Source organism: Calothrix anomala FACHB-343, assembly GCF_014696435.1.
Taxonomy (GTDB): Bacteria; Cyanobacteriota; Cyanobacteriia; order Cyanobacteriales; family Nostocaceae; genus Aulosira; species Aulosira anomala_A.
In genome coordinates this window covers 79,289-105,221 of the sequence record NZ_JACJQG010000027.1, presented here as the reverse complement: position 1 = coordinate 105,221, position 25,933 = coordinate 79,289, and the positions used below count along the sequence as shown (strand labels likewise).

20 protein-coding genes are annotated in these 25,933 nt (G+C 40.0%); 14 read left to right on the top strand and 6 right to left on the bottom strand.

Annotated features, from left to right (window positions below):
• Window positions 1-277: 277 nt before the first annotated feature.
• Entirely contained in the window at window positions 278-1,369 is a 1,092-nt protein-coding gene (locus H6G08_RS17200) for a nucleotidyltransferase domain-containing protein (protein ID WP_190545050.1), read from the bottom strand.
• 599 nt (window positions 1,370-1,968) lie between these two features.
• Between H6G08_RS17200 and rplU the strand changes: the two genes are divergently transcribed.
• A complete protein-coding gene (gene rplU / locus H6G08_RS17195; RefSeq protein WP_096642225.1) occupies window positions 1,969-2,364 on the top strand; it encodes a 50S ribosomal protein L21 in 396 nt (131 codons plus the stop codon).
• 23 nt (window positions 2,365-2,387) lie between these two features.
• Window positions 2,388-2,666: a 50S ribosomal protein L27 gene (rpmA, locus tag H6G08_RS17190; RefSeq protein WP_096642226.1), complete on the top strand. Its 279-nt coding sequence runs from the start codon at window positions 2,388-2,390 to the stop codon at window positions 2,664-2,666.
• A gap of 194 nt (window positions 2,667-2,860) precedes the next feature.
• Here rpmA and H6G08_RS17185 read toward each other — a convergent pair whose 3' ends face one another.
• Window positions 2,861-3,307: a hypothetical protein gene (locus H6G08_RS17185; RefSeq protein ID WP_190545048.1), complete on the bottom strand. Its 447-nt coding sequence runs from the start codon at window positions 3,305-3,307 to the stop codon at window positions 2,861-2,863.
• 397 nt (window positions 3,308-3,704) lie between these two features.
• Here H6G08_RS17185 and cruF point away from each other — a divergent pair, with 397 nt between their 5' ends.
• Together cruF and cruG are read left to right on the top strand one after the other, a co-directional pair.
• On the top strand, window positions 3,705-4,610 hold the full coding sequence (gene cruF, locus H6G08_RS17180; RefSeq protein ID WP_190545046.1) for a gamma-carotene 1'-hydroxylase CruF: 906 nt from the start codon (window positions 3,705-3,707) through the stop codon (window positions 4,608-4,610).
• Between the two features lie 161 nt (window positions 4,611-4,771).
• A complete protein-coding gene (gene cruG / locus H6G08_RS17175; RefSeq protein WP_190545044.1) occupies window positions 4,772-5,977 on the top strand; it encodes a 2'-O-glycosyltransferase CruG in 1,206 nt (401 codons plus the stop codon).
• Window positions 5,978-6,128: 151 nt separating this feature from the next.
• Here the strand turns inward: cruG and rnhA are convergent, their stop codons facing one another.
• Window positions 6,129-7,034, bottom strand: coding sequence for a ribonuclease HI (gene rnhA / locus H6G08_RS17170; RefSeq protein WP_190545062.1), 906 nt, complete (start codon window positions 7,032-7,034; stop codon window positions 6,129-6,131).
• Between the two features lie 449 nt (window positions 7,035-7,483).
• Between rnhA and H6G08_RS17165 the strand changes: the two genes are divergently transcribed.
• A complete protein-coding gene (locus tag H6G08_RS17165) occupies window positions 7,484-9,952 on the top strand; it encodes a CHAT domain-containing protein (RefSeq protein WP_190545042.1) in 2,469 nt (822 codons plus the stop codon).
• Between the two features lie 707 nt (window positions 9,953-10,659).
• Here H6G08_RS17165 and H6G08_RS17160 read toward each other — a convergent pair.
• Window positions 10,660-10,848 carry a hypothetical protein gene (locus H6G08_RS17160; protein WP_190545066.1) on the bottom strand — a complete coding sequence of 63 codons (189 nt, stop codon included), beginning with the start codon at window positions 10,846-10,848 and terminating at the stop codon, window positions 10,660-10,662.
• A gap of 33 nt (window positions 10,849-10,881) precedes the next feature.
• Window positions 10,882-11,706, bottom strand: a complete 825-nt coding sequence (locus H6G08_RS17155; protein WP_190545040.1) for a DUF4351 domain-containing protein — start codon at window positions 11,704-11,706, stop codon at window positions 10,882-10,884.
• Window positions 11,707-12,752: 1,046 nt separating this feature from the next.
• Here H6G08_RS17155 and H6G08_RS17150 point away from each other — a divergent pair.
• The 6 genes from H6G08_RS17150 (at window position 12,753) to pgsA (ending at window position 18,784) form a co-directional block, all read left to right on the top strand.
• Window positions 12,753-13,757, top strand: a complete 1,005-nt coding sequence (locus tag H6G08_RS17150; protein WP_190545038.1) for an ABC transporter ATP-binding protein — start codon at window positions 12,753-12,755, stop codon at window positions 13,755-13,757.
• A complete protein-coding gene (locus H6G08_RS17145; protein WP_190545036.1) occupies window positions 13,758-14,570 on the top strand; it encodes an ABC transporter permease in 813 nt (270 codons plus the stop codon).
• A gap of 127 nt (window positions 14,571-14,697) precedes the next feature.
• Window positions 14,698-16,479: a GldG family protein gene (locus H6G08_RS17140; protein WP_190545034.1), complete on the top strand. Its 1,782-nt coding sequence runs from the start codon at window positions 14,698-14,700 to the stop codon at window positions 16,477-16,479.
• A gap of 104 nt (window positions 16,480-16,583) precedes the next feature.
• Window positions 16,584-17,192 (top strand): DUF4340 domain-containing protein, encoded by a 609-nt coding sequence (locus tag H6G08_RS17135; protein ID WP_190545032.1) that lies wholly within the window; start codon window positions 16,584-16,586, stop codon window positions 17,190-17,192.
• A gap of 98 nt (window positions 17,193-17,290) precedes the next feature.
• On the top strand, window positions 17,291-18,145 hold the full coding sequence (gene purU / locus H6G08_RS17130) for a formyltetrahydrofolate deformylase (protein ID WP_190545060.1): 855 nt from the start codon (window positions 17,291-17,293) through the stop codon (window positions 18,143-18,145).
• Between the two features lie 123 nt (window positions 18,146-18,268).
• Window positions 18,269-18,784, top strand: a complete 516-nt coding sequence (gene pgsA / locus H6G08_RS17125; protein WP_096642239.1) for a CDP-diacylglycerol--glycerol-3-phosphate 3-phosphatidyltransferase — start codon at window positions 18,269-18,271, stop codon at window positions 18,782-18,784.
• Between the two features lie 58 nt (window positions 18,785-18,842).
• On the opposite strand, the gene H6G08_RS17120 is transcribed toward pgsA, so the two are convergent.
• Window positions 18,843-20,258 (bottom strand): sugar transferase, encoded by a 1,416-nt coding sequence (locus tag H6G08_RS17120; protein WP_190545030.1) that lies wholly within the window; start codon window positions 20,256-20,258, stop codon window positions 18,843-18,845.
• A gap of 644 nt (window positions 20,259-20,902) precedes the next feature.
• On the opposite strand from H6G08_RS17120, the gene H6G08_RS17115 reads away from it, so the two are divergent.
• The 3 genes from H6G08_RS17115 (at window position 20,903) to H6G08_RS17105 (ending at window position 25,919) form a co-directional block, all read left to right on the top strand.
• Window positions 20,903-23,098: a GumC family protein gene (locus tag H6G08_RS17115; protein WP_190545028.1), complete on the top strand. Its 2,196-nt coding sequence runs from the start codon at window positions 20,903-20,905 to the stop codon at window positions 23,096-23,098.
• Between the two features lie 157 nt (window positions 23,099-23,255).
• Complete coding sequence (locus H6G08_RS17110) at window positions 23,256-24,626, top strand: oligosaccharide flippase family protein (protein WP_190545026.1); 1,371 nt, start codon at window positions 23,256-23,258, stop codon at window positions 24,624-24,626.
• 201 nt (window positions 24,627-24,827) lie between these two features.
• Window positions 24,828-25,919 (top strand): DegT/DnrJ/EryC1/StrS family aminotransferase, encoded by a 1,092-nt coding sequence (locus tag H6G08_RS17105; protein ID WP_190545024.1) that lies wholly within the window; start codon window positions 24,828-24,830, stop codon window positions 25,917-25,919.
• The last annotated feature ends 14 nt before the right edge of the window (window positions 25,920-25,933 follow it).

The window sequence follows — 25,933 nt, the reverse complement described above, 5'->3', positions numbered from 1 at the left end:
AACGCCCTCACCCTATAAGGGTGGGGCTAGAAATACGAAGCCTGCCTTCGCAGGCTATCAAACTTTTAGCCTGCGAAGGCAGGCTTTGTTGGTATAGCAATACCCTTGAAGGGTATTGCGTCAAAATTGGGATGCTCCCCAGATCCCCGACTTCTTAGAGAAGTCGGGGATCTAGCAAATGGTTATGACTTGAGGTTTAGGTGTAAATTTAAGCAAGAGAAGAATATGAAAATGGGGAAAATTGATCTGCTGGAATAACCCCGCTCTCACTGTTAATTTATTCCCATCCTTGCATTTCTACTAACTCCATACATAAGTTGTTAATTTGCTCCAAGTTAGGTTTATGGGGGAGAGTTGATTGTGCATAAGCAGTTTCCATTTTTGCAACTAATTCTTCCGCCATTTTCATTACTTGCTCGTATGTATATGCACCTTGAAGAATCGCTTTTAAATCATCTGCATCACCAGCGATTCTTCTATCAACAGTAATTTCTCCTTGTTGCAAAATTTCCAGTCCACTACGCAATAGTCGAATACAATGCATCCCATGCTTCAAATCAAATCCAGATTTGCTTTCCATTTCTGCTCTGGCTGGATTGCGATTTTTCTGCCATGATAAGTAAGCTTGCCATTCTCTTAAAGCTATTTGATAGCTTTGACTTTTTTGCAGCAGACGGATAAAATCTTTGCGGCTGTTGGTGAGCTTTTGCGTGTATTCCATAGTTTCGTCGGGTAGGGTGTACTGTTTGAGTACGCCTTTGAAATCTATATCTGCTGTCAGTAGTTTATATAACTGTTCAGCTTCTTCTAAAAATTCGATTCTTCCTCTAATTAACAGATAAAGATACTCTAAAAATGCATTAAGGTCTTCTTTAACTAAAGGTAATTCGTCTTCTATGCCAAAATCTGACGGTAGTGGCTTCTTTTCGGGAGGATTTAATAACCACTTACGATGGGTTTCCATTTTTTTGATTTGAGCGAAAGCATAACCAGAATAAGTATGTTTAACTTTCTTGCTTAAAAATATTTGTTTATGATTAATTAAATGCTTGCCAATATCTGTAAGTACGGGATAGTTATTCAACCAGAGTAATTCTAATACATTGGGATTGGCTCCAGCTAATAAATGTAGGATTTTTTTTAATTCATAAATAACTGTATCTTGATTATTATCTAAAAACGAAAATATTCCTGGCTCGTCCCAACCATTTTCTTTTTGTTCTATGTTATCGAACCCCAAGTAATATCTTTTAGGGGCGATAAAAATGCCTCGGTAGTCAAAATCAGAATCGGGACGGTTTAATCCATAGCCATGACTACCAGCTAAACCTATGAGAATTGTTCTTTGTTCTACGTCTATTCTTTTCATGTGATTGAGTCAATATAAGTTAATGTCGGTCAATTTATGAAAGGTTATGGTTTTGGCTGTTGACTGTTGACGAGCAACAACCATAAATGTAATATTTCACAAATAATTGAGGATGGCTATAAATGACAAGCGATCGCTCTTTACAACCGTGAATAGCTAATAGTTATTTTTTTAAAAGTTAAATATTTTAAAGTTTTGCAAAATTTATAAAGAATATCCCTGGTTTGTAGTGCTGTAACCGGAGAATAGAGAAAATCTGAGCAACTATGATCTGCTGCTCAGACTTTTCGGTGCTGTTCTGTGTCTCATTGATCTACATCAGCGCAAATCTCAATTTCGCCAAATCAGCAAAAATTTTTTGGAAAAATCTATTATTTAATTTGGCGATCGCGCAAATAGCCCTATCGTTGAGACTTTTGTGGTGAAAATAGTTGTGTTATGTTGCTCTATAGCAGTCAATAAGATACAATTTTAGATTGTCTGTCTAATTCCTGCTCGGATCAGGTAGACATACTGCAAAAGCTGGCAAAAGCATAAAAACCGCTTATCTCAAAGTAAGCAAGGCCAGCTACCTGTACGGCAACCTCAAGGACAATTCGATGACTTACGCAATTATTGAAACTGGCGGTAAACAACTAAAAGTTGAAGCTGGCCGCTTTTACGATATTGAGCTATTGGCTGCTCAACCTGATGAGAAAGTTACAATAGACAAGGTATTACTAATCCAACACGACGGCGAACTCAACATTGGTCAGCCGCTAGTAGCAGGGGCGACTGTAGAAGGGACTGTATTACGGCATCTGAGAGGTCGTAAAGTCCTGGTATACAAAATGAAGCCGAAGAAGAAAACCCGCAAAAAACGCGGACATCGCCAGGAAATCACTAGACTGTTGATTAATTCAATTAACCTCAATGGTGCAGTTCTAGCTTTGGAAGAAGCAGCAATAACTGCTCAAGCTTCCCCTGAAGAAACCACTGCTGAGAATAATCAATAAAAGTTAAGTCACAAAAGGAAATTATGGCTCATAAGAAAGGAACAGGTAGTACACGCAACGGTCGTGACTCTAATGCTCAACGTCTAGGCGTAAAACGCTATGGCGGTCAAGTTGTCCGTGCTGGAAATATTCTGGTACGTCAACGCGGTACTAAATTCCACCCTGGTAACAATGTTGGTATTGGTAGCGATGACACCTTATTTGCGTTAATCGACGGTGTTGTTACCTTTGAAAGAAAGGGTAAAACTCGTAAAAAAGTCAGTGTTTACGCACCTGCTGCAGCTGAACCGGTTGCTAGCTAGGAAATAGCTGAAAAAAATAGGGTGGTAAGCTATTACGCACTTAAATTCTATATTTCGCACTTAGGTTGTCAAAAGTCAGTAGTCCAAAGTCCAAGCTAGCTTTTGACAGTCCTAACGCCAAAATATTTAATTTAAGTGAGTATTAGCTAATTTACACCCTATTTTTTTATGAGAAAATTGTCCGTCAAGGAAAATTAAAGGATTGCCCAGTGGCGGAGATAGAGAATTTGCATTCCTGCGCCTAAGGCTACACCTGCTAATGAAAGTGCAGATGTAATCCAAAAAGCTTGCCCTTCTTTGTATCCAGCTGCTTGAAAGTCTATTCTCGCTAAGATAGCTGCCGCTATGATTAGCAATGTGTCAAGGAACATGCGAAACCAAGCAAGCATGACAAAGAATAAGAAGGCTGCCAAAACTGAAAATAAAAAAGTCCTAGTATTGGATTTAAAAACAACAATAGATAATTGTGTCATCCTTGTCCAGGGGACAGTTAAGCAGCCTACAAATAGTAAGATACCTAACACAGTAATTCCCCAAATAAACAAAGGGGCTTTGGTCTCAGATATTACCCAGCCCAAGGTACTGTAGCTCAATAGTAATAGTGTGAGAGAAACCCAAGGGATGCGTTGCAAAATCGGCATGGGTTATATTTTTGTAGCAAGTGAAACTATGATTCCTCGACTATGAGGAGGTAATTACAGTCTTGATTCAATGGGTTTTATGAGTTTGTTTATACATAACTCCTATCAACCCTGAATTGGCTTGTTGATGCTAAAACTTAATTTTGCTTTAGCTAGGAGCTGATAGCACTGTGAATAAAGGTCTGAGTCAGAGGTATAGATTTTTTATTTCATGCCTTAGACTGTTACTCTATCATCTTATATTTTCTCGGTTCTAGCAATCGTTGATTATGCTCGTGCCGAAACAGTTCGACAAGTTTACAGAGAATTTGTAGATAACTAGTTAAATTTTTTCTTAAACATTTGTAAACTGTTAGCAGCCGAGTAGCCGAATGTCACATCTTGTTAAGGAACGATCATGAGACAACTTGTTATTGCAGAGCGCGTATGCCTGATTGGTCATATCGTGTCTATGGTATTTGGGCTTGTAGGTATACTACTAGTCGTGCCGAATGCCGAAATCATTATGAACCTCACTGAGGTTGGACAAACCGCTATGCAGTGGAGTATGGCTGGAGGTGGTGTGGTTTATATGATTTTGGGTGCGACGGCTGTATTTTTGTATGCCTACCGGACTTTGGGATTAGGTCGCGCTTTGGCATTTTTGCTGCCCTCAGTGTTTATTTCGCTAGGAAGTGAACTGTCGGGAACCAGTACTGGCTTTCCTTTTGGGCACTATAGTTATCTAAGTGGACTGGGCTATAAAATTGCTGGTTTAGTTCCGTTCACAATTCCTTTGTCATGGTTTTATGTAGGATGTGTTTCTTACCTGTTGGCGCGTGCTGGTTTAGAAGTAGACAAAAAACCCAGCTTGTTGCGTCATGTAGGTGCGATCGCCTTAGGTGCTTTATTATTAACTTCTTGGGATTTTGTACTTGACCCAGCAATGAGTCAAACTTCTCTCCCCTTCTGGTATTGGCAACAGCCTGGTGCTTTCTTTGGTATGCCTTACCAAAACTTTGCTGGCTGGATGGGTACTGGATCGGTATTTATGACTGTGGCTGCATTTTTATGGAGAAATAACCCCATTAAATTAGAGCGATCGCAGCTGAATGTACCTTTGATTGTTTACTTAAGCAACTTTGGTTTTGCTACTGTTATGAGTTTGGCTGCTGGCTTCTCTATCCCTGTATTACTAGGTTTGTTGCTAGGTGTAGCTCCGGCTGTAGCACTGTGGTGGCAAGGTACAAATGGACAAGCTGTGACTGTAGATGCTGGAACTCCAGAAATTTCCGTAGCAAAAGTCAAGGTGGCTTTGAAGTAGGGGCTAGGGGTGAGGGGCTAGGGGCTAGGGGCTAGGGGACAAGGAGGAGCCACTGCGTTGCGCGGGTTCCCCGCGTTGTAGCAAGTGGCGTTGACAAGGGAGACAAATTGTACAGACGCGATTCATCGCGTCTCTGACCAATGACCAATGACAAATGACAAATGACAGCCCTTGCCAATTTATATTTAATTACGCTGACCGATTTATCGCTTTTATTACTATTACTGCAAATACCAGCGACAGCGATTTTACTTTCACGGTTATTTAAGGGGCCGACACGGCAACGGCCTATTCAACCCCAACAGCCAACACCGGAAATTTTTGGTAGTGTCAGCGTGGTGGTGCCAACATTGAATGAAGCTTTGCGGATTAGCCCACTGTTGCAAGGCTTAAGTCAGCAAAGCTATGAAATGCGGGAAGCAATTGTTGTAGACAGCAGATCGCAAGATGGTACAGCTGATTTGGTAAAGGCTGCACAACAAAGAGATCCTCGCTTTCGCGTGTTTACAGATGACCCCTTACCTGCTGGTTGGGTGGGTCGTCCTTGGGCTTTACATAATGGCTTTTTGCAGATTTCCCCAGGAAGTGAATGGTTTTTAGGGATGGATGCAGATACTGTACCTCATCCTGGTTTGATTGCTGGGTTGGTACAGACAGCCGAAAAAGAGGGCTATGATTTGGTATCTCTGTCACCTCAGTTTATTCTCAAATATCCTGGGGAATGTTGGCTACAACCGGCTTTGTTAATGACTCTGCTGTATCGCTTTGACCCAGCCGGTGTGAATACAGAACAGCCAGAACGAGTAATGGCTAATGGTCAGTGCTTTTTATGTCGGCGTTCTGTGTTATCTGCGGTCAATGGTTATACAAGTGCAAGTAGTTCTTTTTGTGATGATGTTACCTTAGCTCGCTATATTGCTGCACAAGGATTTAAGGTGGGTTTTTTGGATGGGGCGAAGGTGCTAAAAGTACGGATGTATGAGGGCGCAATTGAAACATGGAAAGAATGGGGGCGCAGCCTCGACCTTAAAGACGCATCGCCGCGCGCTCAGATTTGGGGGGATTTATGGCTACTTTCAGCAGTTCAAGGTTTACCCCTGCTGATTTTACTGAGTTATGGTTTGCTTGTCCCCCAACCTGCCGAGCTTCCCATTCTCTTGTTATTGGGACTAAATATATTTTTGCTGGCGATTCGCTTTGCCATGTTATTAGCGATCGCACCCTCTTACGATCGCAAAACAGCTAAAGGTGGCTGGTTGTTCTGGCTTTCGCCTTTAGCCGATCCTCTAGCTGTGCTGCGAATTTTCCTTTCTGCATTCCGCCAGCCTAAAGAATGGCGTGGAAGAAAGTATAGTAATGGGGCATAGGGCATAGGGCATGGGGCATGGGGCATGGGGCTTTGGGCTTTGGGCTTTGGGCTTTGGGCTTTGGATTGGGCTTTGGTCTCCCTTGTCCTCCTTGTCCTCCTTGTCTTCCTTGTCCCCCTGCTCCCTGCTCCCTGCCCCCTTGCCTCTTTACCTAATCTTCCTCACCTCCTACTTGGTCAGCGCGTTCCAGTTCCCAGAGAATTTGATTACCTTCTCGTCTGACTCGTGAAACTATCCAGTTGCGCCAGCGCCATTGATCTCCTCGACTGGTAACTGCACTAGCATGAACATCCATTAAATCGGCAAGTTCCGAACTAGTGATTAAGTAACCTTTAGTGGCTATTTCGTCGGCAATACGTAATGTTTCCACCAGAGCGCGCAGTTGTGCCACTCTCATTTCTGGTGGCTTATCATCAATAGGAACAGAAGAGTTTATGATAGTTGGCTCCATTGTGGTTATATGCGATCCAGAATTATTTTCTGGTTGAGTTGTCTCAATTATTGTCAAGGTTGCTGGAGATTCAGTTATTTTTGCTACATTTATTTGATTTAGTTGTGGTAATGCTTGGTGAGAATCTGTCAGGGACGATTGTGTAAGTGTTGGAACTTTGCCAGTAGCAAAAGTCCGGGCAATGACATCGCACCGCTCGTTACCTATATTACCAGAATGACCCCGAACATATTCCCAATTTACTATATAACTATTGAGTTTGTCTAAAGTTTCTAACAGGTCTTGGTTTTGTACGGGTTTACCATCGGCTTTTACCCATCCTTTCTTTTTCCAGCCTTTTATCCACTTCGTAACTGAGTTAATGAGGTATTCGCTATCGGTATAGAGAGTGATGGGTTTTTGTTGTCCAGAAGTTTGCAGAAATTCGAGAGCTGCGATCGCAGCTTGCATTTCCATTTTATTGTTGGTGGTGTGGGATGATGCACCGCCTAACTCGTGAACTGAGCCATCACTGAAGTAAACGACGACACCCCAACCACCAGGGCCGGGATTTCCCGTACAAGCGCCATCTGTATATATGCTTTGGATTGTGCGTTGGGACATGATTAACTAACCGCATTGGTACTTTCAGTAATTTAGCGGCGAAAGATGGGAAGAACTATATAGGTTAGTACAGTAAAAATCAAGACTATTCTGACAATCAATCGAGTAATTGCCAGGTGTAAATTTAAACAGAAACTTTGAGGAGTTAATTACAAATGCCTTGATGTTCTTTCTGTATCAGTTAAGGTTTTAATGCCAGCTATTGAGAAAGTATTGAGAAATTGTATTGGTTGTTCATCAGCATATCAGTAAATGCTTATGCGGGCAATGGGATACTTATACCATTTTGGATTTTAGATTTTGGATTGTGAAACATCTATTGGATAAGCGTTTCAGATTTCCATCTGTCGCAATCATTTTTCAAACTGGTATTAAATTTGCATATCTTGAGATTAACCAGAGATATATATTTTTGAACTCCTGTTTGATGGAAATTAGGACGGCGAACAGCTATGGGTTATCGAAATCTGAGTTTAATTGCATTTATTACCCTCATCCTGATAATTTTCTCGCCAACGGCTAACTTTCTAACACTCTTGCAAATGTCACAGGTATTGGCGCAACCAGCCAATGCACAGAAAGCAGAAGCAGACCGATTGTATCAGCAAGGCGATCGCCAAATTCAGACTAGTCAATATACAGCAGCATTACAGTCATTTCAACAAGCGCTAGCAATCTATCGACAACTTAAAGACCGTCCAGGCGAAGCATTGAGCCTAAATTACATTGCCATAGTTCAACGCACCCTTGGCGATTATATCCAAGCACTAGAATTTTATAAACAAGCCTTAGATATATTTAGAGAATTAGGCGATCGCTTGAATGAAGGAACTGCTCTGAATAATATTGGCAAAGTTTATGAAGGTTTAGGACAGTATCCTCAGGCTTTAGACTTTTATCAACAGGCTTTAGCTATTCGCAAACAGGTAGGCGATCGCTCTGGCGAAGCCTTTACGCTTGCTGACTTGGGTTCAATTTACACTAGTTTAGGGCAGTATCCGCAAGTATTAGGTTATTTACAGCAATCTTTAGATATTTTTAGAAAAATTGGCGATCGCAAACAAGAAGCATTGATTCTTAACTCTATTGGCTTGTATTACCGCACTATAGATCAATATGCTCAAGCTGTTGAATATTATCAACAAGCCTTGGTTATTTTTCAACAATTAGGGAATCGCCGAGGAGAAGCAACTTGTCTCAATAATATTGGAGATTTTCGGCGTAATCAAGGCGAATATTCCCAAGCACAAGAGTTATTTCAACAAGTTTTAACTATTTTTCGAGAAGTTAACGATCGCGGTGGACAAGGAGTTGCTCTGAGTAATCTTGGCAGAGTTTACGCCTATCAAAAACAATATCCGCAAGCGTTAGAATCTTTTGCCCAAGCCTTAGCTATTTTTCAAGAAATTGGTGATAAACCTGCTCAAGCGCGAACTTTTAGATATATAGGTAGCGCCTTCTATCAATCGGGGAAATTATCAGAAGCAGAACAAGCTTTACGTACAGGCATAGATATTTTAGAATCTCTCAGACCAAAATTAAGCGATGCGAATAAAGTTTCTCTGTTTGAAACCCAACTTGCTACTTACCAACTGTTGCAACAGGTTTTGATTGCTCAAAATAAACCTGAAGCTGCACTAGAAATATCAGAACGTGGTCGTGCTAGAGCGTTTTTAGAGTTATTAACATCTCGCTTATCTACGAATAATAATGTTACCAAAGCACCTCAATTACCCACGATTTTGGAAATGCAACAAATTGCCAAAAGGCAAAATTCTCACTTGGTTCAATATTCCATAATTAAGGAAGAATTTTTAATTGCAGGTAAACCCCAAATTAAAGAATCAGAACTTTATATATGGGTAATCAAACCTACAGGTGAAGTTAGCTTTCGCAAAACCGACCTTAAACCATTGTGGCAAAAAGATAAAACAACTTTAAATGATTATATAATTACCAGCCGCAACTCCATTGGTACAAGAGGTACAGCTTTTCGTGGCGTTAATGTAGTTTACAACCCCAATGCACCCGCAGCAAAAAATAATTTAAAGCATCTCTACCAATTACTAATTAATCCGATTGCTGATTTATTACCGCAAAACCCCAATGAAAGAGTGACTTTCATTCCTCAAGGTGGATTATTTCTCGTGCCATTTCCGGCTTTACAAGATGAGCAAGGTAAATATTTAATTGAAAAGCACACGATTCTCACATCGCCATCAATTCAGGTTTTAGATTTAACTCACAAACAACTGCAACGTATAGGAAAGCAAGCGATACAGGGGAATAATACCTTGATTGTGGGTAATCCGACTATGCCTTTTATTTCCCCGAAAATTGGCGACAAACCGCAACAATTAACATCTTTACCTGGTGCAGAAAAAGAAGCAAATGCGATCGCTAAATTACTCAAAACCCAACCGCTCATCGGTAGCAAAGCAACGAAAGCAGCAGTAATTGGGCGTTTAACCCAAGCGCGATTTGCACATTTAGCAACTCACGGTATCTTTGATGATATCCAAGGTTTAAATAGTGCGATCGCTCTTGCACCAAACTCACCCGGTAGCCAGGGAAATCAAAAAGGTGATGGTTTATTAACAGCAGCAGAAATCCTCGATTTAAAACTCAATGCAGAATTAGTAGTTTTAAGCGCTTGCGACACCGGACGCGGACGGATTTCTGGGGATGGGGTAATTGGTTTATCTCGTTCGTTAATTTCTGCTGGTGTACCCAGTGTCTTAGTGTCCTTGTGGTCGGTTCCAGATGCGCCCACAGCATCATTAATGACGGAATTTTATCAAAATCTGCAAAAAAGCCCTGACAAGGCGCAAGCGCTGCGACAGGCGATGCTGACGACGATGAAAAACAATCCAAATCCCGTTGATTGGGCAGCTTTTACTTTAATTGGGGAAGCTGAGTAAAAGTTAGCGGCGACGGAAGCGGAGTAAAAAATATGCGATCGCAATGGTATTGTTGAGATTGCGTAATTTACCGCCCTAAGGCATCAAGTAAAAATACGTAGTGCGAGCATCTTGCTCGCGCGGGCAAGACTTCGGCGTGAGCGCTCAGTCGAACGCTGCGCGCACTACAAATATTAAATTGTTCAACTTATTTTTACACGACTCCTAAGCATCGCTTTTGGGTTGCTCTCGGTCGATGATCCTGGGGATATCAGCTAAATTATCGCCATAATTTGTTAATTTTAATTGAATTCTTCTGATAAGAAATCGTAGAATTTGAAGGTGTAGTTTATCAGACTTTAAATTATATAAATAGCAAATAAATACAACCATCCAATGAATAGTGACAGCCTAGTCAAAACAATCTTAGTGTTATCAGCGAATCCCAAGGGTACACAACCACTGCGTTTGGCTGAGGAGATTCGTGAAATTGAGGAAGGGTTATGGGGGGTGATAGCAGTTCGCTTCAATAAATACCCTTGCTACTTCCTCTACTTCCGTGCTGTCTGTCACTTTTTGCTTGTCCCAAGGTAACGTCATCTGTCCAGTTTTGGTAGTGGACTGACACGACTAAAATGTGGCAATATAATTTTCTTGTGGGGTGGACATCTTGTCCGCCCAGGACGGGCGAGACGCCCATCCCACAAGAATTTTACTAATGCACATTATTATTCCTCGTTCTCATACATACTTTCCCGGCTAACAGCATAATCTGATAACAGCGCTGAATTGCGATCGCGATTTGAAGCCCATTCTAAAAAAGCTTGTGCTAATTCTTCAGGTGTGGCAGTGAGATGAACTAAAAGTAGAATTACATCGATTCGTAGGTTGGGTTGAGGCTTTGCGAAACCCAACATTTATGCGGAAACCAACATTTTACCTACGATTACTTAACTGCTTGTATTTTGCTCAAGCCAAGCAACTAAATCAGATAAAGCTGAAAAATCTAGTAATGCTTCTGCCAAAGTATCTAGTTTCTCAATAGGTAACAGTTTAATCCTATCAATCAATGACGAATTTATTTCACCAAAACGTCGATTAAGCTGGCGTATGATTGTACGTTCCTCTCCTTGTTTATCTCCCTTCTGCAAAATATCCTGATAAATAACCGATTCCTGCATAATATCCTCACGTAATAACTGACGAATCAAACCCTTCTCAAACCGCAAACCTGCTAAAATTTCGGTGTAGGCTGCTGTATTTTGCCTTGTCTCTCTATCTGGAATTTTAACGATTTCTTGTGCCACCTGGGATAATAAATCTCGTGGAGAATCAGTTCGACACAAAGGTGCTAACGGTAACAATGCCGAATTACTCAAAAATAAGCTGGAATCTTGCTCCCACATCCTTACTGCACGGTAGCGATGTATAGTTGTATCATCTACATACTCTTCAGTAAAAGCAATTTCATCATCCGTCTCCTGCAAAAATATTACCACTTGTACAACTAGACACTTATACTGACGTTTTAACCTCACAGAATAATCTAGCATTCGGAAAGGAATCGCAGGATTAGACTGTGTTAAAGTCTGAAATTCAATATGCAAAATCCGATTGCCAGTTTGTAGAAAAGTCACAGAATCTGCACGAATTGGTTCTAAACTTAACTCAGTTTTTAACACCTTAACATTGGTAGATTCTTCAGCAATTAACCACCGCACAAAATCTTCTGGATATTTCTCTGCAAGCAATTTACAGACATTATCAAAACTCACGATATCAACCTAATTCATCCCATAAATATATTATTCTTAAAACAGTTTAGGGAATTCCAAAAAATAAATTATGCCAAATTGTAGGGGCGGGGTTACCCCCATTGGTGTCAACTTAACGTGAAACCCTTTTGGTTACTAGGTTTTGTCCTCATCCGCAACCCCTTGCTTACCCAATAAACCGCCGTCACCCTCGAAGGGTGCGGCTAATTGAACAAAGCCCACCTACGTGGGCTAAGAAAATTTAGCCCACGTAGGTGGGCTTTGTAACGTTAGCCCCAGGCTTACAGCCTGTGGGCAGTCTGTTGGGTAAGTCAGAGATACTTAAGTTGACACCAATGGGTTAGCCCGCCCTGACGAGTTGCGGGTTTGGTAAGTTAATGATTGGAATATTTTTTATTTGGAAGTCCCTTACTTCAATGAGATTGAAGTCAAGGCAGAGCTACACAATTTAAATTTAGATGGCGACAGCTGATTATGCTTGGCGATCGCAATTACTCCCAACTTCATCAAAAAAACATATAAAAGCCAACTTTTTTAGCAAAATTTTAATTTACTGGCTGATTTTGCTGTGTTGAGAAGGCAAAATACCTTATCGCCTACTCATTAAGCCTTAACGCATTCTCAAAAAACATTATTGCCTACCCATTTTGGTGTTTTCCGCAAGCAAAATGCTTTAACGCTTACTCGTTAAGCCTTAACACTTACTCATTTTGGTAAATCACGCACTCATTTTGCTGTTTTATGCACATGAAAAGCCTTAACGCCTACTCATTTCGGTAAATCACGCACTCATTTTAGTGTTTTCCGCAGACGAAAAGCTTTAACGCTTACTCATTTCAGTAAATGACGCACTCATCAACCAACAAGACATATATAGCAATCCGTTAAAGATTTGTGACATATGACAAACAGGGCTGTCAACAGTCACCCGTCAACCGTCAACAATCAACCGTCAACAATCAACAACCAACCCCCAGTCCGTATTTTTCCAACATGGTGATCTAATATTGTTGGGTATTCTCTAAAAATGCGATCGCCTGAGAACGATGATTGAAGTTGAGCATCTGAGTAAAATATACGGTTCTACCCCAGCGATTACTGATGTGACTTTTAATGTCGAACCTGGGGAGATTCTAGGGTTTTTAGGCCCTAATGGCGCTGGTAAAACTACGACTATGCGTATTTTAGCTGGCTATTTACCAGCAACTAAGGGCACGGCGAAGATAGCAGGCTTTGATGTGCATGAAAATTCTTTAGCTGTGCGTCAAAGAATTGGTTATTTACCAGAAACGCCGCCTTTATATCCCGATATGACGGTGGAGGGATTTTTGCATTTTGTGGCGAGAATTAAGGGAGTATCCCCAGGCGATCGCCATAATAAAGTGCAAGGTGCGATCGCGCGGTGTAATTTAGACGATAAGCGCAAGGTACTAATCCACAAGCTATCTAAAGGATATCGGCAACGGGTGGGAATTGCTCAGGCGATCGTCCACGATCCGCCAGCAATTATTTTAGACGAACCCACCGTAGGACTCGACCCCCGGCAAATTATAGAAGTGCGGAATTTAATTAAAAGTCTGGCGGGAACCCATACCATTATTCTATCTACCCACATTCTCCCCGAAGTTAGCATGACTTGTAGCCGCGTTGCCATTATTAATCGCGGTAAAGTAGTCGCCACCAACACACCAGAAAATCTCATGACACAGTTGACAGGTGGCTCAGGATATGAATTAGAGATTGAGGGAGAACCAGCCCTAGCCAAACAAGTCCTACAAAATATATCCGGCGTCAGTCTGGTAGAATCAATGCCGACAGTCGCGAGTCATCAGCCAGCGCCAGAAAACCGCGCTTACTTGCGGATAATATCTCAACCAGGAACCGAACCCGGAAAAGATATTGCGACAACATTAGTCCGTTCTGGCTTTGCCTTGCATGAAATGCGGCGTGTCAGCGCTACCTTAGAAGATGTGTTCTTGCAACTCACCACAGCCGAAAAAAATGTAGAGTCGATAGAAGACTCAGAAACCACAGAAGGAGAAGCCGCGTAAATGGGTATCGTACTGAGTAATATTATTGCTATTTATCGCCGGGAATTGCAAAGTTACTTTGTATCGCCCTTAGCTTATGTAATTGCTGGCATATTCTGGTTTTTATCAGGGTTATTCCTCATCATGATCTTGATGGGGCCAGATGGAATTTTACCCACCATCGCCGCCATAGATTTACAAGGACAACAAATGGGCGTACCCGTACCGCCAATTGATGTATCCTATGAATTTATCAGGGCATTTTTAGACAGAATGGGCTGGTTATTATTATTTGTTTTGCCCATTCTTTCAATGGGATTATATGCTGAAGAACGCAAACGGGGCACTTTAGAACTATTAGCTACGTCACCAATCACAAACTGGGCGGTTGCTGTGGGTAAATTATTAGGCGTGCTAACCTTCTTTATTACAATGATTGTACCCTTAATTGCACTAGAAGTTTTCGTCATCAGCCAATCAAATCCACCCATGTCACTCACAATTTTATTGTTGGGTCATTTAGGCTTAATCTTGTTAGCAGCCGCAATTTTATCGTTAGGAATGTTTATTTCATCCTTAACAGACAGTACAATTATCTCTGCCGTCTTCACTTTTGCAGTGATTTTACTGCTGTTATTCGTTGATTTAATTTCTAAAGCTATCCCCGGTTTTATCGGCGAAGCTTTAAGTTATATTTCCTTACTCAAGCATTTTAATACACTTATTCAGGGCATCTTTGACACCAGCGCCATTCTGTTATTTGCCACTTACATATTTCTCGGTGTCTTTTTGACATCACAATCCATTGATACATTGCGCTTTCAGAGGCAATAGTTGATAGTCAATAGTCCATAGTCAATAGTCAAAAGTCCATAGTCCAAATTTAAAACCATTGACCATTGACCATTGACCGTTGACTCTTAACCATTGACTCTTAACCATTGACAATTTGACAAATCACATGAAAATCGTCGCTAAAAAGAAACTTTGGAAATATTTATTTTGGCTAGGCCCTTTTTTCTTGGTTGCGGGTTTAACTTCGGGATTAGTGTCATCAACATGGGGGACGATTTCCTTAGCATTTCTGATTACTGGATTAGTAATCATTGGCTTATGGGTGTTTATTCAAAGCCAAGAAAATCAATGGTGGGGGCGGCGTTCAACCCAAGCTGGTACTAATGCTTTAGTCGCCACAATGGCAGTATTAGTAATTTTGGGATTGATCAACTTTTTAGGTACTCGCTACCATTATCGCGCAGATTTTACAGAAACCCAATTATTTACCTTAGCGCCCCAGTCGCGGGAATTAGTAAATAATCTTTCACAACCTGTAAAAGTTTGGATTTTTGATAAAACCCAAAATCCCCAAGACAGAGATTTATTAGATAATTATCGACGACAAAATTCTAAGTTTCAATTTGAATATGTCGATCCCGATGCAAGACCGGGATTAGCTACACAATTTGGTTATAAAGATAACGGGGAAATTTATTTAGAATATCAAGGTAAAAGACAGTTAGTCCAGGTAGTTTCTGATAGAGACAGACTCTCAGAAATCAGATTAACTAATCGCTTGCAACAAATTACTACCACTAACGCCGCTAAAGTTTATTTTCTTCAAGGTCATGGCGAACATCAACTAGCAGCAGCACAAGATTCTATTTCCCAAGCAGTTCAAGAATTAACTGATAAAAATTTCACCACTGCCGCTTTAAATTTAACCGAACAGCCAAAAGTTCCCGATGATGCAACGGCTGTAGTCGTCGCCGGGCCGAAACGCGGATTATTTGATAGTGAAGTCAAAGCTTTGCAAGATTACCTCAATCGCGGCGGTAATTTAATGCTCATGATTGACTTAGGTACAGAACCCAAACTAGATAACTTACTCAAAGATTGGGGTGTACGTGTAGATAATCGGTTAGCGGTGGATTTGTCAAAAAGAAATGCCGAAATTGGCCCTGCGGTTTCCATCGTTACCGACTACGGACAACATCCAATTACCAAAGATTTCGCCAATGGTATTTCTTTTTATCAGTTAGCTAGACCGATAGAAGTCACACCAGTACCGGGAATTGAATCTACACCTTTACTGCGAACTAAACCTTATCCTGACAGTTGGGCAGAAAGTGACCTGAAAAGTGAAAAATTAGAGTTTAACGCCGATAAAGATTTAAAAGGGCCGTTAACTTTAGGCGTAGCCTTGAAAAAGAAAATTTCCGCCCCATCTCCGACTCAAACCCAACCTAGTCCCACACCTTCACCCTTACCATCGCCCACAACCCAAGGAAAAGCAACACCATCACCATCCCCATCCCCAATTGCAACAGGACAAGCAAAACCCACTCCGACAACTTCACCCACTGCATTACCATCACCAACCACCGCTAATCAAGCTAGTCCTAGTCCGACAATTTCACCTAGTCCCGCTAATTCTGCACCGCCAACCGACAAGCAACCAGAAACAACGGCGACGGAATCCAGGTTAGTAGTATTTGGTAATTCGGAATTTGCCAAAGATGGCTTATTTCAACAGCAACTTAACGGTGATGTCTTCCTCAATTCAGTCACTTGGCTAAGTCAACAAGAAGATAAACAACCCTTATCCATTCGTCCCAAAGAAGCCAAAAACCGCCGCTTAAACATCAACGCCGCCCAAGCTGGTGTTTTAGCCTTATCATCGCTGTTACTTTTACCCCTGTTTGGTTTAGTAGGCGCTGCGGTAATGTGGTGGCGCAGGAGGTAGAAGAGGCAGAGGGGCAGGGGGCAGGGGGACAAGGAGGACAAGGGGGACGAATGACAAATAACACTTGTACAGACGCGATTAATCGCGTCTCTAACAACTGAACTATGAAATTTTCGCGAACGACTTTAATTTTGCTATTGCTGGCGCTGGGTTTGGGTACGTTTGTTTACTTTTATGAGATTCGCGGGGGAACTCAGCGCGAAGAGGTGAAGGAGAAACAGCAGCAAATTTTCTCTTTCACTGCGGATGATGTGCAGTCGTTGACGGTGACAACTCAAAAGCTGAGTTTGTCTTTAGAACGCAATCCCCAAGGAAACCAGCCGAAATGGTTGCTAAAATCGCCTGTGTCAGAACCAGCGAATGATGCTATTGTTTCTTACTTGATGGATTTGTTAGTTAAGGGAAAAAGCGATCGCATTTTCTCAATCCCACCCAATCAAAAAGCCGAATTCGGTTTAGATCAACCCCAAGCCACAATTAACATCCAGCTAAAAAATCAACAAAGCCAACAATTATTGTTAGGAAAGCTTAACCCTAATGGTAGTTCTTTATACGTGCAAGCTAATCCAACAGTCAAACCCGATGGTAATATAGATGTGCTATTGGTATCTAAAGACTTTGAAAATGCCGTAAATCGCGAATTATCAGAATGGCAACAACCCAAAAATAATAGCGAACAACCAACCCCAACTCCAACTCCAACTGGTAAGTAAATGATGTTGACGGTTGACTGTTGACTGTTGACTGTTGACTGTTCGCTTCTTAACAACTGACCAATGCCCCATGCCCAATGCCCAATGCCCAATACCCAATGACTAATCCAACAGCCACATTGCTGATTTCTTGTCCCGATCAACAGGGATTGGTGGCGAAAATTGCTAATTTTATCTACTCGAATGGTGGCAATATTATCCATGCCGATCAGCATACAGATTTTGCGGCTGGATTGTTTCTCACCCGGATTGAATGGCAATTATCAGGGTTTAATTTACCACGAGATTTAATCGGCCCGGCATTTAATGCCATAGCTCAACCTTTAGGCGCTAAATGGGAACTACATTTTTCTGATACCATACCCCGAATTGCTATTTGGGTAAGTCGTCAAGACCATTGTTTATTTGATTTAATTTGGCGACACCGAGCCAAAGAATTTATCGCGGAAATTCCTTTAATTATTAGTAATCATAATTCTTTAAAACCAATAGCCGAGCAATTTGGCATTGATTATCACTATATTCCCATCACCAAAGAAAACAAAGCCGAACAGGAAATTCAGCAATTAGAATTACTGCAAAAATACAACATTGATTTAGTTGTATTGGCAAAATATATGCAAATTGTCAGCGAAGAATTTATTACTAAATTTCCCCAAATTATTAATATTCATCATTCTTTTTTACCTGCATTTATCGGCGCAAATCCCTATCACCGAGCTTTTGAAAGAGGCGTGAAAATTATCGGTGCTACCGCCCATTATGCAACTACAGATTTAGATGCCGGGCCAATTATTGAACAGGACGTAGTGCGAGTTAGCCACCGCGATACAGTAGAAGATTTAATTAGAAAAGGCAAAGATTTAGAAAGAATTGTCTTAGCCAGAGCAGTGCGATCGCATTTACAAAATCGCGTATTAGTCTATGGCAATCGCACAGTAGTATTTGAATGATGGATATGGGGCATTGGGCATTGGGCATTGGGCATTGGGCATTGATGATTTCTCCTCTGCTTCCTCTGCTTCCTCTGCTTCCTCTGCCCCCTCTGCTTCCTCTGCTCCCTAACCTATTGGCTTATGACTCTACCTAACTGGATTACCTTTTCGCGTTTATTAGGAATACCATTTTTGCTTTATGGCTTATACAACCCTACACCCCAAGCAAAATGGATATGTTTAGCAATATTTTTAGTAGCAGCATTAACTGATTGGTTAGACGGCTATTTAGCACGGAAACTCAACCAAATTAGCGATTTAGGCAAATTTCTTGACCCCTTGGTCGATAAATTTCTCGTGCTTGCACCGTTGATGGTGTTGATTGAATTAAATAGAGTCCCCGCTTGGGGAGTGTTTCTGATTTTAGCGCGAGAATTAGCGATCGCGGGTTGGCGCGTGAATCAAACTCAAATTACTGGAGCGAATATTTGGGGTAAACTCAAAACCGTTAGTCAAATTATAGCGATCGCCCTTTTAATTGCACCCTTATCACCCGATTGGCAATTCCCAGCCTTAATAGCTTTTTGGGTTTCTGTAATTCTGACATTAATCTCTGGGGCAATTTATCTCTTACCTGCACCCGCATCAGCCGATTAGTCCCCAATTCTACATCACACAACATCAATGCCCAATGCCCAATGCCCACTTACTATTTTTATCTCCCTTTACCCAACAAAACCACGCGGATTGTTTTAAATGCGATCGCAATATCTAACCACAGAGAATAATTCTTAATATAGTAAAGGTCGTAAGCTAGCTTTTCCGAAGCATCCTCCACCGAAGCACCATAGGGATACAATACCTGGGCCCAGCCGGTGATACCTGGTTTAACTAAATAACGTAGTTCGTAATAAGGAATCGATTCTTTCAGCTTGACATCAAACTCCGGTCTTTCTGGCCTGGGGCCTATCAGACTCATATCTCCCCGAATCACATTAAAAATCTGTGGTAATTCATCAATGCGCAGCACTCGCAGCAAGTACCCGACTCTAGTAATGCGCGGATCGCGTTGACTAGCCCATTGTGCCCCCCATTTTTCCGCATCTTTATACATCGAGCGAAATTTGTAAACCCTAAATGGCTTACCATAAAGCCCGGTACGTAATTGGCTGTAAAAAACAGAACCAGGACTATCCAATTTAATTGCCACCATTGCCAATAACATCAGTGGAAATAAAAGTATTAATAACAGCCCTGCCAATATCAGGTCTACCAAGCGTTTCAACTTCAAACTAATACCGCTAGAGACTAAGTTAAAACCACTACTAAAAGCCCACCAACTATCTTCTAATAGACAAGAGGGCAGTTTATACCATAATGTCTCGCAAATATCCGGTAATCGATAAATAGGAATACCTTGAAGTCTTAATTGCATCAACTGCTCCACCTGGGTCTCAGAAAAACTCATCTGAGTGGCTACAACCAACCCTGACCAAGGATACTGACTCAAAGCAGTTAAGTCTTTAATACTACCTCCATAACTTAAGTTAGATCCTGTTTTAGCTAATTCAGTAATATCTTTACTAGTTTCTGCCAAAACCACCAAGCGCCCTAGTGGGTTCTGCTCTAAGAACATTTGCGCAAATTTTATCCCACTCTCGCCAGCACCCAGCATTAACCACAAACTTTGTTCAGCGTGCGATCGCAACCACTTAACCGCCAACAACCTTGATATTACTGCCCAGATTGTAAATATTCCCAAGCTAACTAGCAAAATTCCTCGCCCTAAAAACGGGTACTGTCCCCAAGTCCCGGATAGGTAAATTAAAGCAGAGGTAATGCCAGCTATTATGGAATTACTAATCACAATGCGAGCTGGGGCACGTAACCCTGCTATTTGTGTATCTGGATGGTAAGTATCTGCTAAATAAAGCCCTGCCAAGACTAGTAGTATAAATCCGCAAACAACAGTATCAAATCCTACTGGTTGACCTATACGTAACCAGAATGTAATTTTTAAAAAGATGAATAAGCCAAAAACATCTGCTACCAAAAGCAATACAGGCGTGAAGCGGGGTATTTTATGAAACTGAATGCTTCCCCTGTCACAATTAAATGGTACATTGAACATAAGTATTTTATACTACACTTAAATTTTCAGGTAAATAATCTGTCGGTAGTAAATTTTTGTGTCTCTAAGATGCTTAACCCTCAAGTCCATGACCTTAAGCATGTATTTTAAATTACCAATTTTTGGTAGTAAAACAGGCAAATTCGATGAACTCAGTTTGATTTAAAAAAGATTTTAAGTGTTTATGCGATAATATTTTATTACTTTAGAACATAAAAAAATTAACACAGTAACAGTAATTTTTGTTATGGATACCTTAATATGAGTTTTTGTTCACAAGTATTTACTAGTGAATAATTGTGTATATTTTGATTCAATGTATTCTTTATGAATAACTTAAGTAGCAAGACTTAGGTCAAACGCTCAAACAATAAGTTAATCTTATAAATTATTTTAATTTTTATAAATATTTTGTGCTTTCTACCAATGATTTTTGTCAAAAGTAGTATTTTAGTGAAGAGCGAACAGAAAACTAGTATAAAATAGTCAGGACATTTTGGGAATCAGAACATCTCCGGAAAATGTCTGCTAGAAAAGAACACTAGCCATTACCACTGGATATTGTCGAAAGAATGACCTTGTGCATCAGCCTTTAGCAAAGTGACAGCCCAAATTATTATTTGTGGTGTTTCGGTACATTATTTATGCCTACTCAGCAAGACGACGGTGACCTGATTAATTTTCAACAATACTGGCCGATATTAAAAAGGCGCTGGCCAATAACAGCAATTGTGGTTAGCTCTGTGTTTGGACTAACCGCATTAGTCACCTTTACGCAAAAACCAGTTTACGAATCACAAGCCAAGCTGTTGTTTAACAAACAGAGCGGAGTCTCATCACTGAGCGGTCTGTCTTCACAAGTAGGAGAACTCAGTGGGTTAACCAACTTCAGCAACCCAGTGGATACAGAAGCAGAAGTAATTCGCTCAAATCCTATAGTCCAAAGAACTATTACCAGCCTGAACCTTAAGGATAAACAGGGTAAGCCACTCTCAATTGAAAAATTTCTCAAACAGTTAAAACTTAAAACTATTCGGGGAACTGATGTTATGCAGATCTCCTACCGCAGCACAAACCCTCAAGAAGCTGCAAACGTAATTAATTCCCTGATGAACTATTACTTAGAGAGTAATGTTCGCACCAACCGAGCTGAAGCCAGATCTGCAAGGGAATTTTTAAATCGACAATTACCTGAAGTAGAAAAACGAGTTTTAAACGCAGAAATTTCTCTGCGTCGCTTTAAAGAACAAAACAGAGTGGTGGCTCTGGAAGTAGAAGCAAAAACTGGTGTTGAAGGACTTAAGGATTTATTAGGAGAAATTACTAAAACCCAAGCAGGATTGGCAGATGCTACTACTCGTGCTAAAGCATTGCAAAGTCAAATTTCATTAAACACAGAACAGGCTGTAGAATTTAGTACCTTAAGCCAATCTCCTGGGATACAGCAGGTACTTACAGACTATCAAAAGACAGAAGACGAGTTAGCAGTAGCAAGGACTCGCTATAGTGAAGAGCACCCCACTATAGTGAATTTAGATCAAAAGGCAACAGCTTTAAGAAGTCAATTAGAAGGGAGAGTGTCTCAAACAATAGGTACTTCCGAATTTGTACCCGAGCAAAATTTGCAGATAGGAGAACTGAAGCAGAATTTGACTGAAGCATTAGTCAAATCAGAAGTAGATCGGTTGGCATTTACAACTCGACTAGCTACATTGCAGCAAGTATACTTAGACAATAAAAAGCGTTTGGATATTTTACCTCGTCTCGAACAGCAACAACTAAAGCTACAGCGACAGTGGCAGGTAGCAAAAGTTACTTACGAACAATTGATGAAGCAATTGCAGGAAGTTGAAGTAATAGAGAACCAAAACATTGGTAATTCGCGGATAATTTCTGATGCTTTAGTTCCTGACAAGCCCGTTTCTCCTATAATTCCCTTGAACCTAGGACTAGGTGGAGTATTTGCTGTTCTTTTAGGTGTAGGTGCAGCTCTACTACTGGAAGCTTTAGATAAATCTATCCAGACCATTGAAGAAGTTAAAGGACTGTTAGATTATCCACTATTGGGTACTATTCCTTTAGCTGAAAAACCTAAGGGTAGTGATGGTGAAGGAAGTGCAGAATTGCCTGTACTCAATAATCCTTATTCCCCTGAGTCCGCAGCCTTTGAAATGCTCCAAGCCAACTTAAGTTTTAGCATTTCTGATAAGACCCTAAAAGTAATAGTGGTCAGTAGCTCCATTCCTGGTGAAGGAAAATCCTTTGTAGCTGCAAACTTGGCCGTAGCTGCCGCACAAACAGGACGCCGGGTATTATTGATAGATGCAGATATGCGTCGTCCTCGTCAGCATAAAGTTTGGGAACAAAACAACCTGATTGGGCTGAGTAATATTTTAGTTAATCAAGCTGAGTTAGCAACTACAACTAAAGAAGCATTGATGACTTTAGACTTAGTGACTGCTGGAACAATTCCACCAAATGCTGCTGCACTTTTAGAGTCAAAACGGATGGCTGCTGTGATTCAAGAAGCCACCAGCAATTATAATTTTGTAATTATTGATGCCCCACCTTTAACAGCAGTTGCTGATGCCCAAATATTAGGTAAGCTCGTAGACGGAATATTGCTAGTTGTACGTCCTGGTGTAGTTGAATCTGCGGCTGCTATTGCTACCAAGAACCTATTAGCACAGTCTGGACAACGAGTTTTGGGGATGGTCGTCAATGGTATTACCTCTGGTAGCAGCTATGGTGGCTACTATTCCAAAGGTTATTACCATCAAAATGGGCATTCCAAAAATGGGAAGGTTGATGTGAGTACATCCAAAATTCGTATTTTGTAAGCTGGGAATCAAATATTAAAAGATATATTTGTTTTGTTTTGTTTTTCGTAGCTGCAAGCAGATGTTGTTCAGCAATAAATCGGAACTCAAAACCTAACTTTTACATTTTTTTGTTTGATGTTAATTTAATGAAAATTTATGCCGATTATTTTCAATAATGCATATATTCAAACAATTGTTTCATAATTACAGTAATATTTCTATTGATCGAGGAAAGAAAAGAATTCATCGGGTAGGTCTTACAGGTACTACAACTTTATTAGTCAAAGGAATTTCCACCATAGCTGGACTGATGACTATTCCCTTGACAGCTAAATACTTAGAAACAGAAAGATTTGGGCTTTGGCTGTTACTAAGTACATTCTTAACCTGGATAAGTATTGCTGATTTGGGACTAGCCAATAGTTTAACCAATGCACTGGCAACATCCGATGGTAAAGAAGATCAGAAGATGGCACAAGAAGTTGTATCCAGTGCATTCTTTTTAATGATAGTTATATCATTATTATTGTTATTACTATTTTTATTAATATATCCATCAATCCCTTGGGAACGGGTTTTCAATATAAGTTCAGTTTTAGCTAAAGAAGAAGTAGGAGCAGCTATTTTCGTCTGTTGGGTTGTGTTTATACTTCGCCTTCTACTATCAATTCCCGGTCGCATTTATGGAGCTTATCAAGAAGGATACTGGTATCAAATTTGGACTGCCATAGGTAGTATATTATCGGTAATTAGCCTAATATTTGCGATTCATCTTCATGCTAACTTACCTTTATTGATACTTGCTGGCTTTGGGACTGTACTTATTGGAGATGTATTGTGTGCTATTCATTTATTTGGCTTTCATAGAAAGTGGTTAGCACCTAAGTACAAATATTTTAATTTGTTCCAATGTAGATGGCTGCTAAAAACTGGGTTTCAGTTCTGGATTGTTCAAATTTCTGCTATCTTAATTTTTCAAACTGATCTAATTATTGTTGCTCAATTGTTCGGTGCCAGTGCAGTGGCAAGTTATGGAATTACGTTAAGATTGTTTTCTCTTATACTTTATATATCCTCTTCATTTACCATATCTCTATGGCCAGCCTACAGTGAAGCCTTATCCAGAGGAGATTATTCCTGGATTAAACATACATTTAAGATGTCAGTTTTGATAAGTTTTATTTGGTCTGTATGTGTAGGTAGTTTATTGGTTATATTCTCTCCTCAACTTGTTTATTTGCTAGCTAACAAAGAAGTAATTCCAGATATTGCCTTGCTTTTAGCTATGTTAGTTACAACAGTATTAAATTCTATTGCGCAATGTGTAGCAATGTTGGCGAATGGGTTAGGGGAATTAAAATTACAAACTATCTTTGCACCAGTTTCTGCTATTAGCAATCTTTTATTATCCATTTTATTAGGTAATTTAATAGGTGTTTCAGGTGTTACTTTAGCTACTGCAATCTGCATTTTAGTGTTTTCTTTAGGAATTACTGGTAGTGATATTTTATACAGATTAAAGTTAAGAGTTAAAAATATAAATTAGTTTAATTTAATCAGAAAAACTATTTTAAATATTTATTTTTTTTTGTTTAAATAATAGCTCCATAATTTCTTTTTTAAAGAACAAGATTTATCTGAAATTTATTGAAGTAATTTAATTATAATTAATAGTTTATTTATCAATTTATTATTTATATATTTTTAAGTTAAAATAACAATTAATAATAAACCTAAAAAGTGTCGTATGTATAAAATTCCAGTTTACCAACCATCCCTTTCAGGAAACGAGAAGAAATATGTCAATGATTGCCTTGATTCTAATTGGATTTCTTCTAAAGGTAAATATGTTTCTCTATTTGAAAAAGAATTTGCTAGCTACATTAATATTAAATATGCTACTGGGGTCTGTAATGGTACAGTTGCATTACATTTAGCTTTATCGGCTCTGGGAATAGGTCATGGCGATGAAGTGATTGTTCCAACTCTTACTTATATTGCTTCAGTTAATTCCATTGTTTATACTGGGGCTACTCCTGTTTTTGTAGATTCTCTTTCTGATACATGGCAGATAGATCCTCAAGAAGTTATTAAAAGTATTACACCAAGAACTAAAGCAATTATGGCTGTGCATTTATACGGTCATCCTTGTGAAATGTCAGTTCTTCAAGAAATAGCAGATGAACATAGACTATTCTTGATAGAAGATTGTGCTGAAGCTATAGGTTCTCAATATCAAAGTCAACATGTAGGTATTTTTGGAGATATAGCTACTTTTAGCTTTTACGGAAATAAGACCCTAACTACTGGTGAAGGAGGAATGGTTATCACTAATGATAAAACTATATTTGAACGTACAATTCATTTAAAAGGACAAGGTTTAGCTAAATACCGAGAATATTGGCATGATATCATCGGTTACAACTATCGTATGACTAATATTTGTGCTGCTATTGGATTAGCACAATTGGAAAGAATAGATGAAATTTTACTGAAAAAGCGCAAAATTGCTGACCTTTATAAAGAGTTGTTGCAAAATACAGAATTTAAAGTTCATCCAGAAATTGGAGATGTTCATCATTCATACTGGATGGTTTCTATACTCGTTTCTCAAGCAAGCCAACGCGATCGCATCAGACAAAATCTAGCGCAAGCTGGTATTGAAACTCGACCAGTTTTTTACCCTGTACATACTATGCCAATGTATTCTCATAAATACCAACGCCATAAAGTTGCTGAAGATATTGGTTGGCGTGGTATAAATCTTCCTAGCTTTCCTGATTTGACAGAACAGGAAATTGTATATATATGCGATTGTTTAAAGAACAGTTTAATTTAATTCAGGGTATCATG

Coding starts and splice junctions, on each gene's coding strand:
- cruF (WP_190545046.1), top strand. CDS start 3,705: ATGAGACAACTTGTTATTGCAGAGCGCGTATGCCTGATTGGTCATATC.
- H6G08_RS17140 (WP_190545034.1), top strand. CDS start 14,698: ATGAAAATCGTCGCTAAAAAGAAACTTTGGAAATATTTATTTTGGCTA.
- H6G08_RS17115 (WP_190545028.1), top strand. CDS start 20,903: ATGCCTACTCAGCAAGACGACGGTGACCTGATTAATTTTCAACAATAC.
- cruG (WP_190545044.1), top strand. CDS start 4,772: ATGACAGCCCTTGCCAATTTATATTTAATTACGCTGACCGATTTATCG.
- H6G08_RS17135 (WP_190545032.1), top strand. CDS start 16,584: ATGAAATTTTCGCGAACGACTTTAATTTTGCTATTGCTGGCGCTGGGT.
- rplU (WP_096642225.1), top strand. CDS start 1,969: ATGACTTACGCAATTATTGAAACTGGCGGTAAACAACTAAAAGTTGAA.
- H6G08_RS17110 (WP_190545026.1), top strand. CDS start 23,256: ATGCATATATTCAAACAATTGTTTCATAATTACAGTAATATTTCTATT.
- H6G08_RS17120 (WP_190545030.1), bottom strand. CDS start 20,258: ATGTTCAATGTACCATTTAATTGTGACAGGGGAAGCATTCAGTTTCAT.
- H6G08_RS17105 (WP_190545024.1), top strand. CDS start 24,828: ATGTATAAAATTCCAGTTTACCAACCATCCCTTTCAGGAAACGAGAAG.
- H6G08_RS17200 (WP_190545050.1), bottom strand. CDS start 1,369: ATGAAAAGAATAGACGTAGAACAAAGAACAATTCTCATAGGTTTAGCT.
- H6G08_RS17145 (WP_190545036.1), top strand. CDS start 13,758: ATGGGTATCGTACTGAGTAATATTATTGCTATTTATCGCCGGGAATTG.
- H6G08_RS17150 (WP_190545038.1), top strand. CDS start 12,753: ATGATTGAAGTTGAGCATCTGAGTAAAATATACGGTTCTACCCCAGCG.
- rpmA (WP_096642226.1), top strand. CDS start 2,388: ATGGCTCATAAGAAAGGAACAGGTAGTACACGCAACGGTCGTGACTCT.
- H6G08_RS17185 (WP_190545048.1), bottom strand. CDS start 3,307: ATGCCGATTTTGCAACGCATCCCTTGGGTTTCTCTCACACTATTACTA.
- H6G08_RS17165 (WP_190545042.1), top strand. CDS start 7,484: ATGGGTTATCGAAATCTGAGTTTAATTGCATTTATTACCCTCATCCTG.
- purU (WP_190545060.1), top strand. CDS start 17,291: ATGACTAATCCAACAGCCACATTGCTGATTTCTTGTCCCGATCAACAG.
- H6G08_RS17160 (WP_190545066.1), bottom strand. CDS start 10,848: ATGTTGGGTTTCGCAAAGCCTCAACCCAACCTACGAATCGATGTAATT.
- pgsA (WP_096642239.1), top strand. CDS start 18,269: ATGACTCTACCTAACTGGATTACCTTTTCGCGTTTATTAGGAATACCA.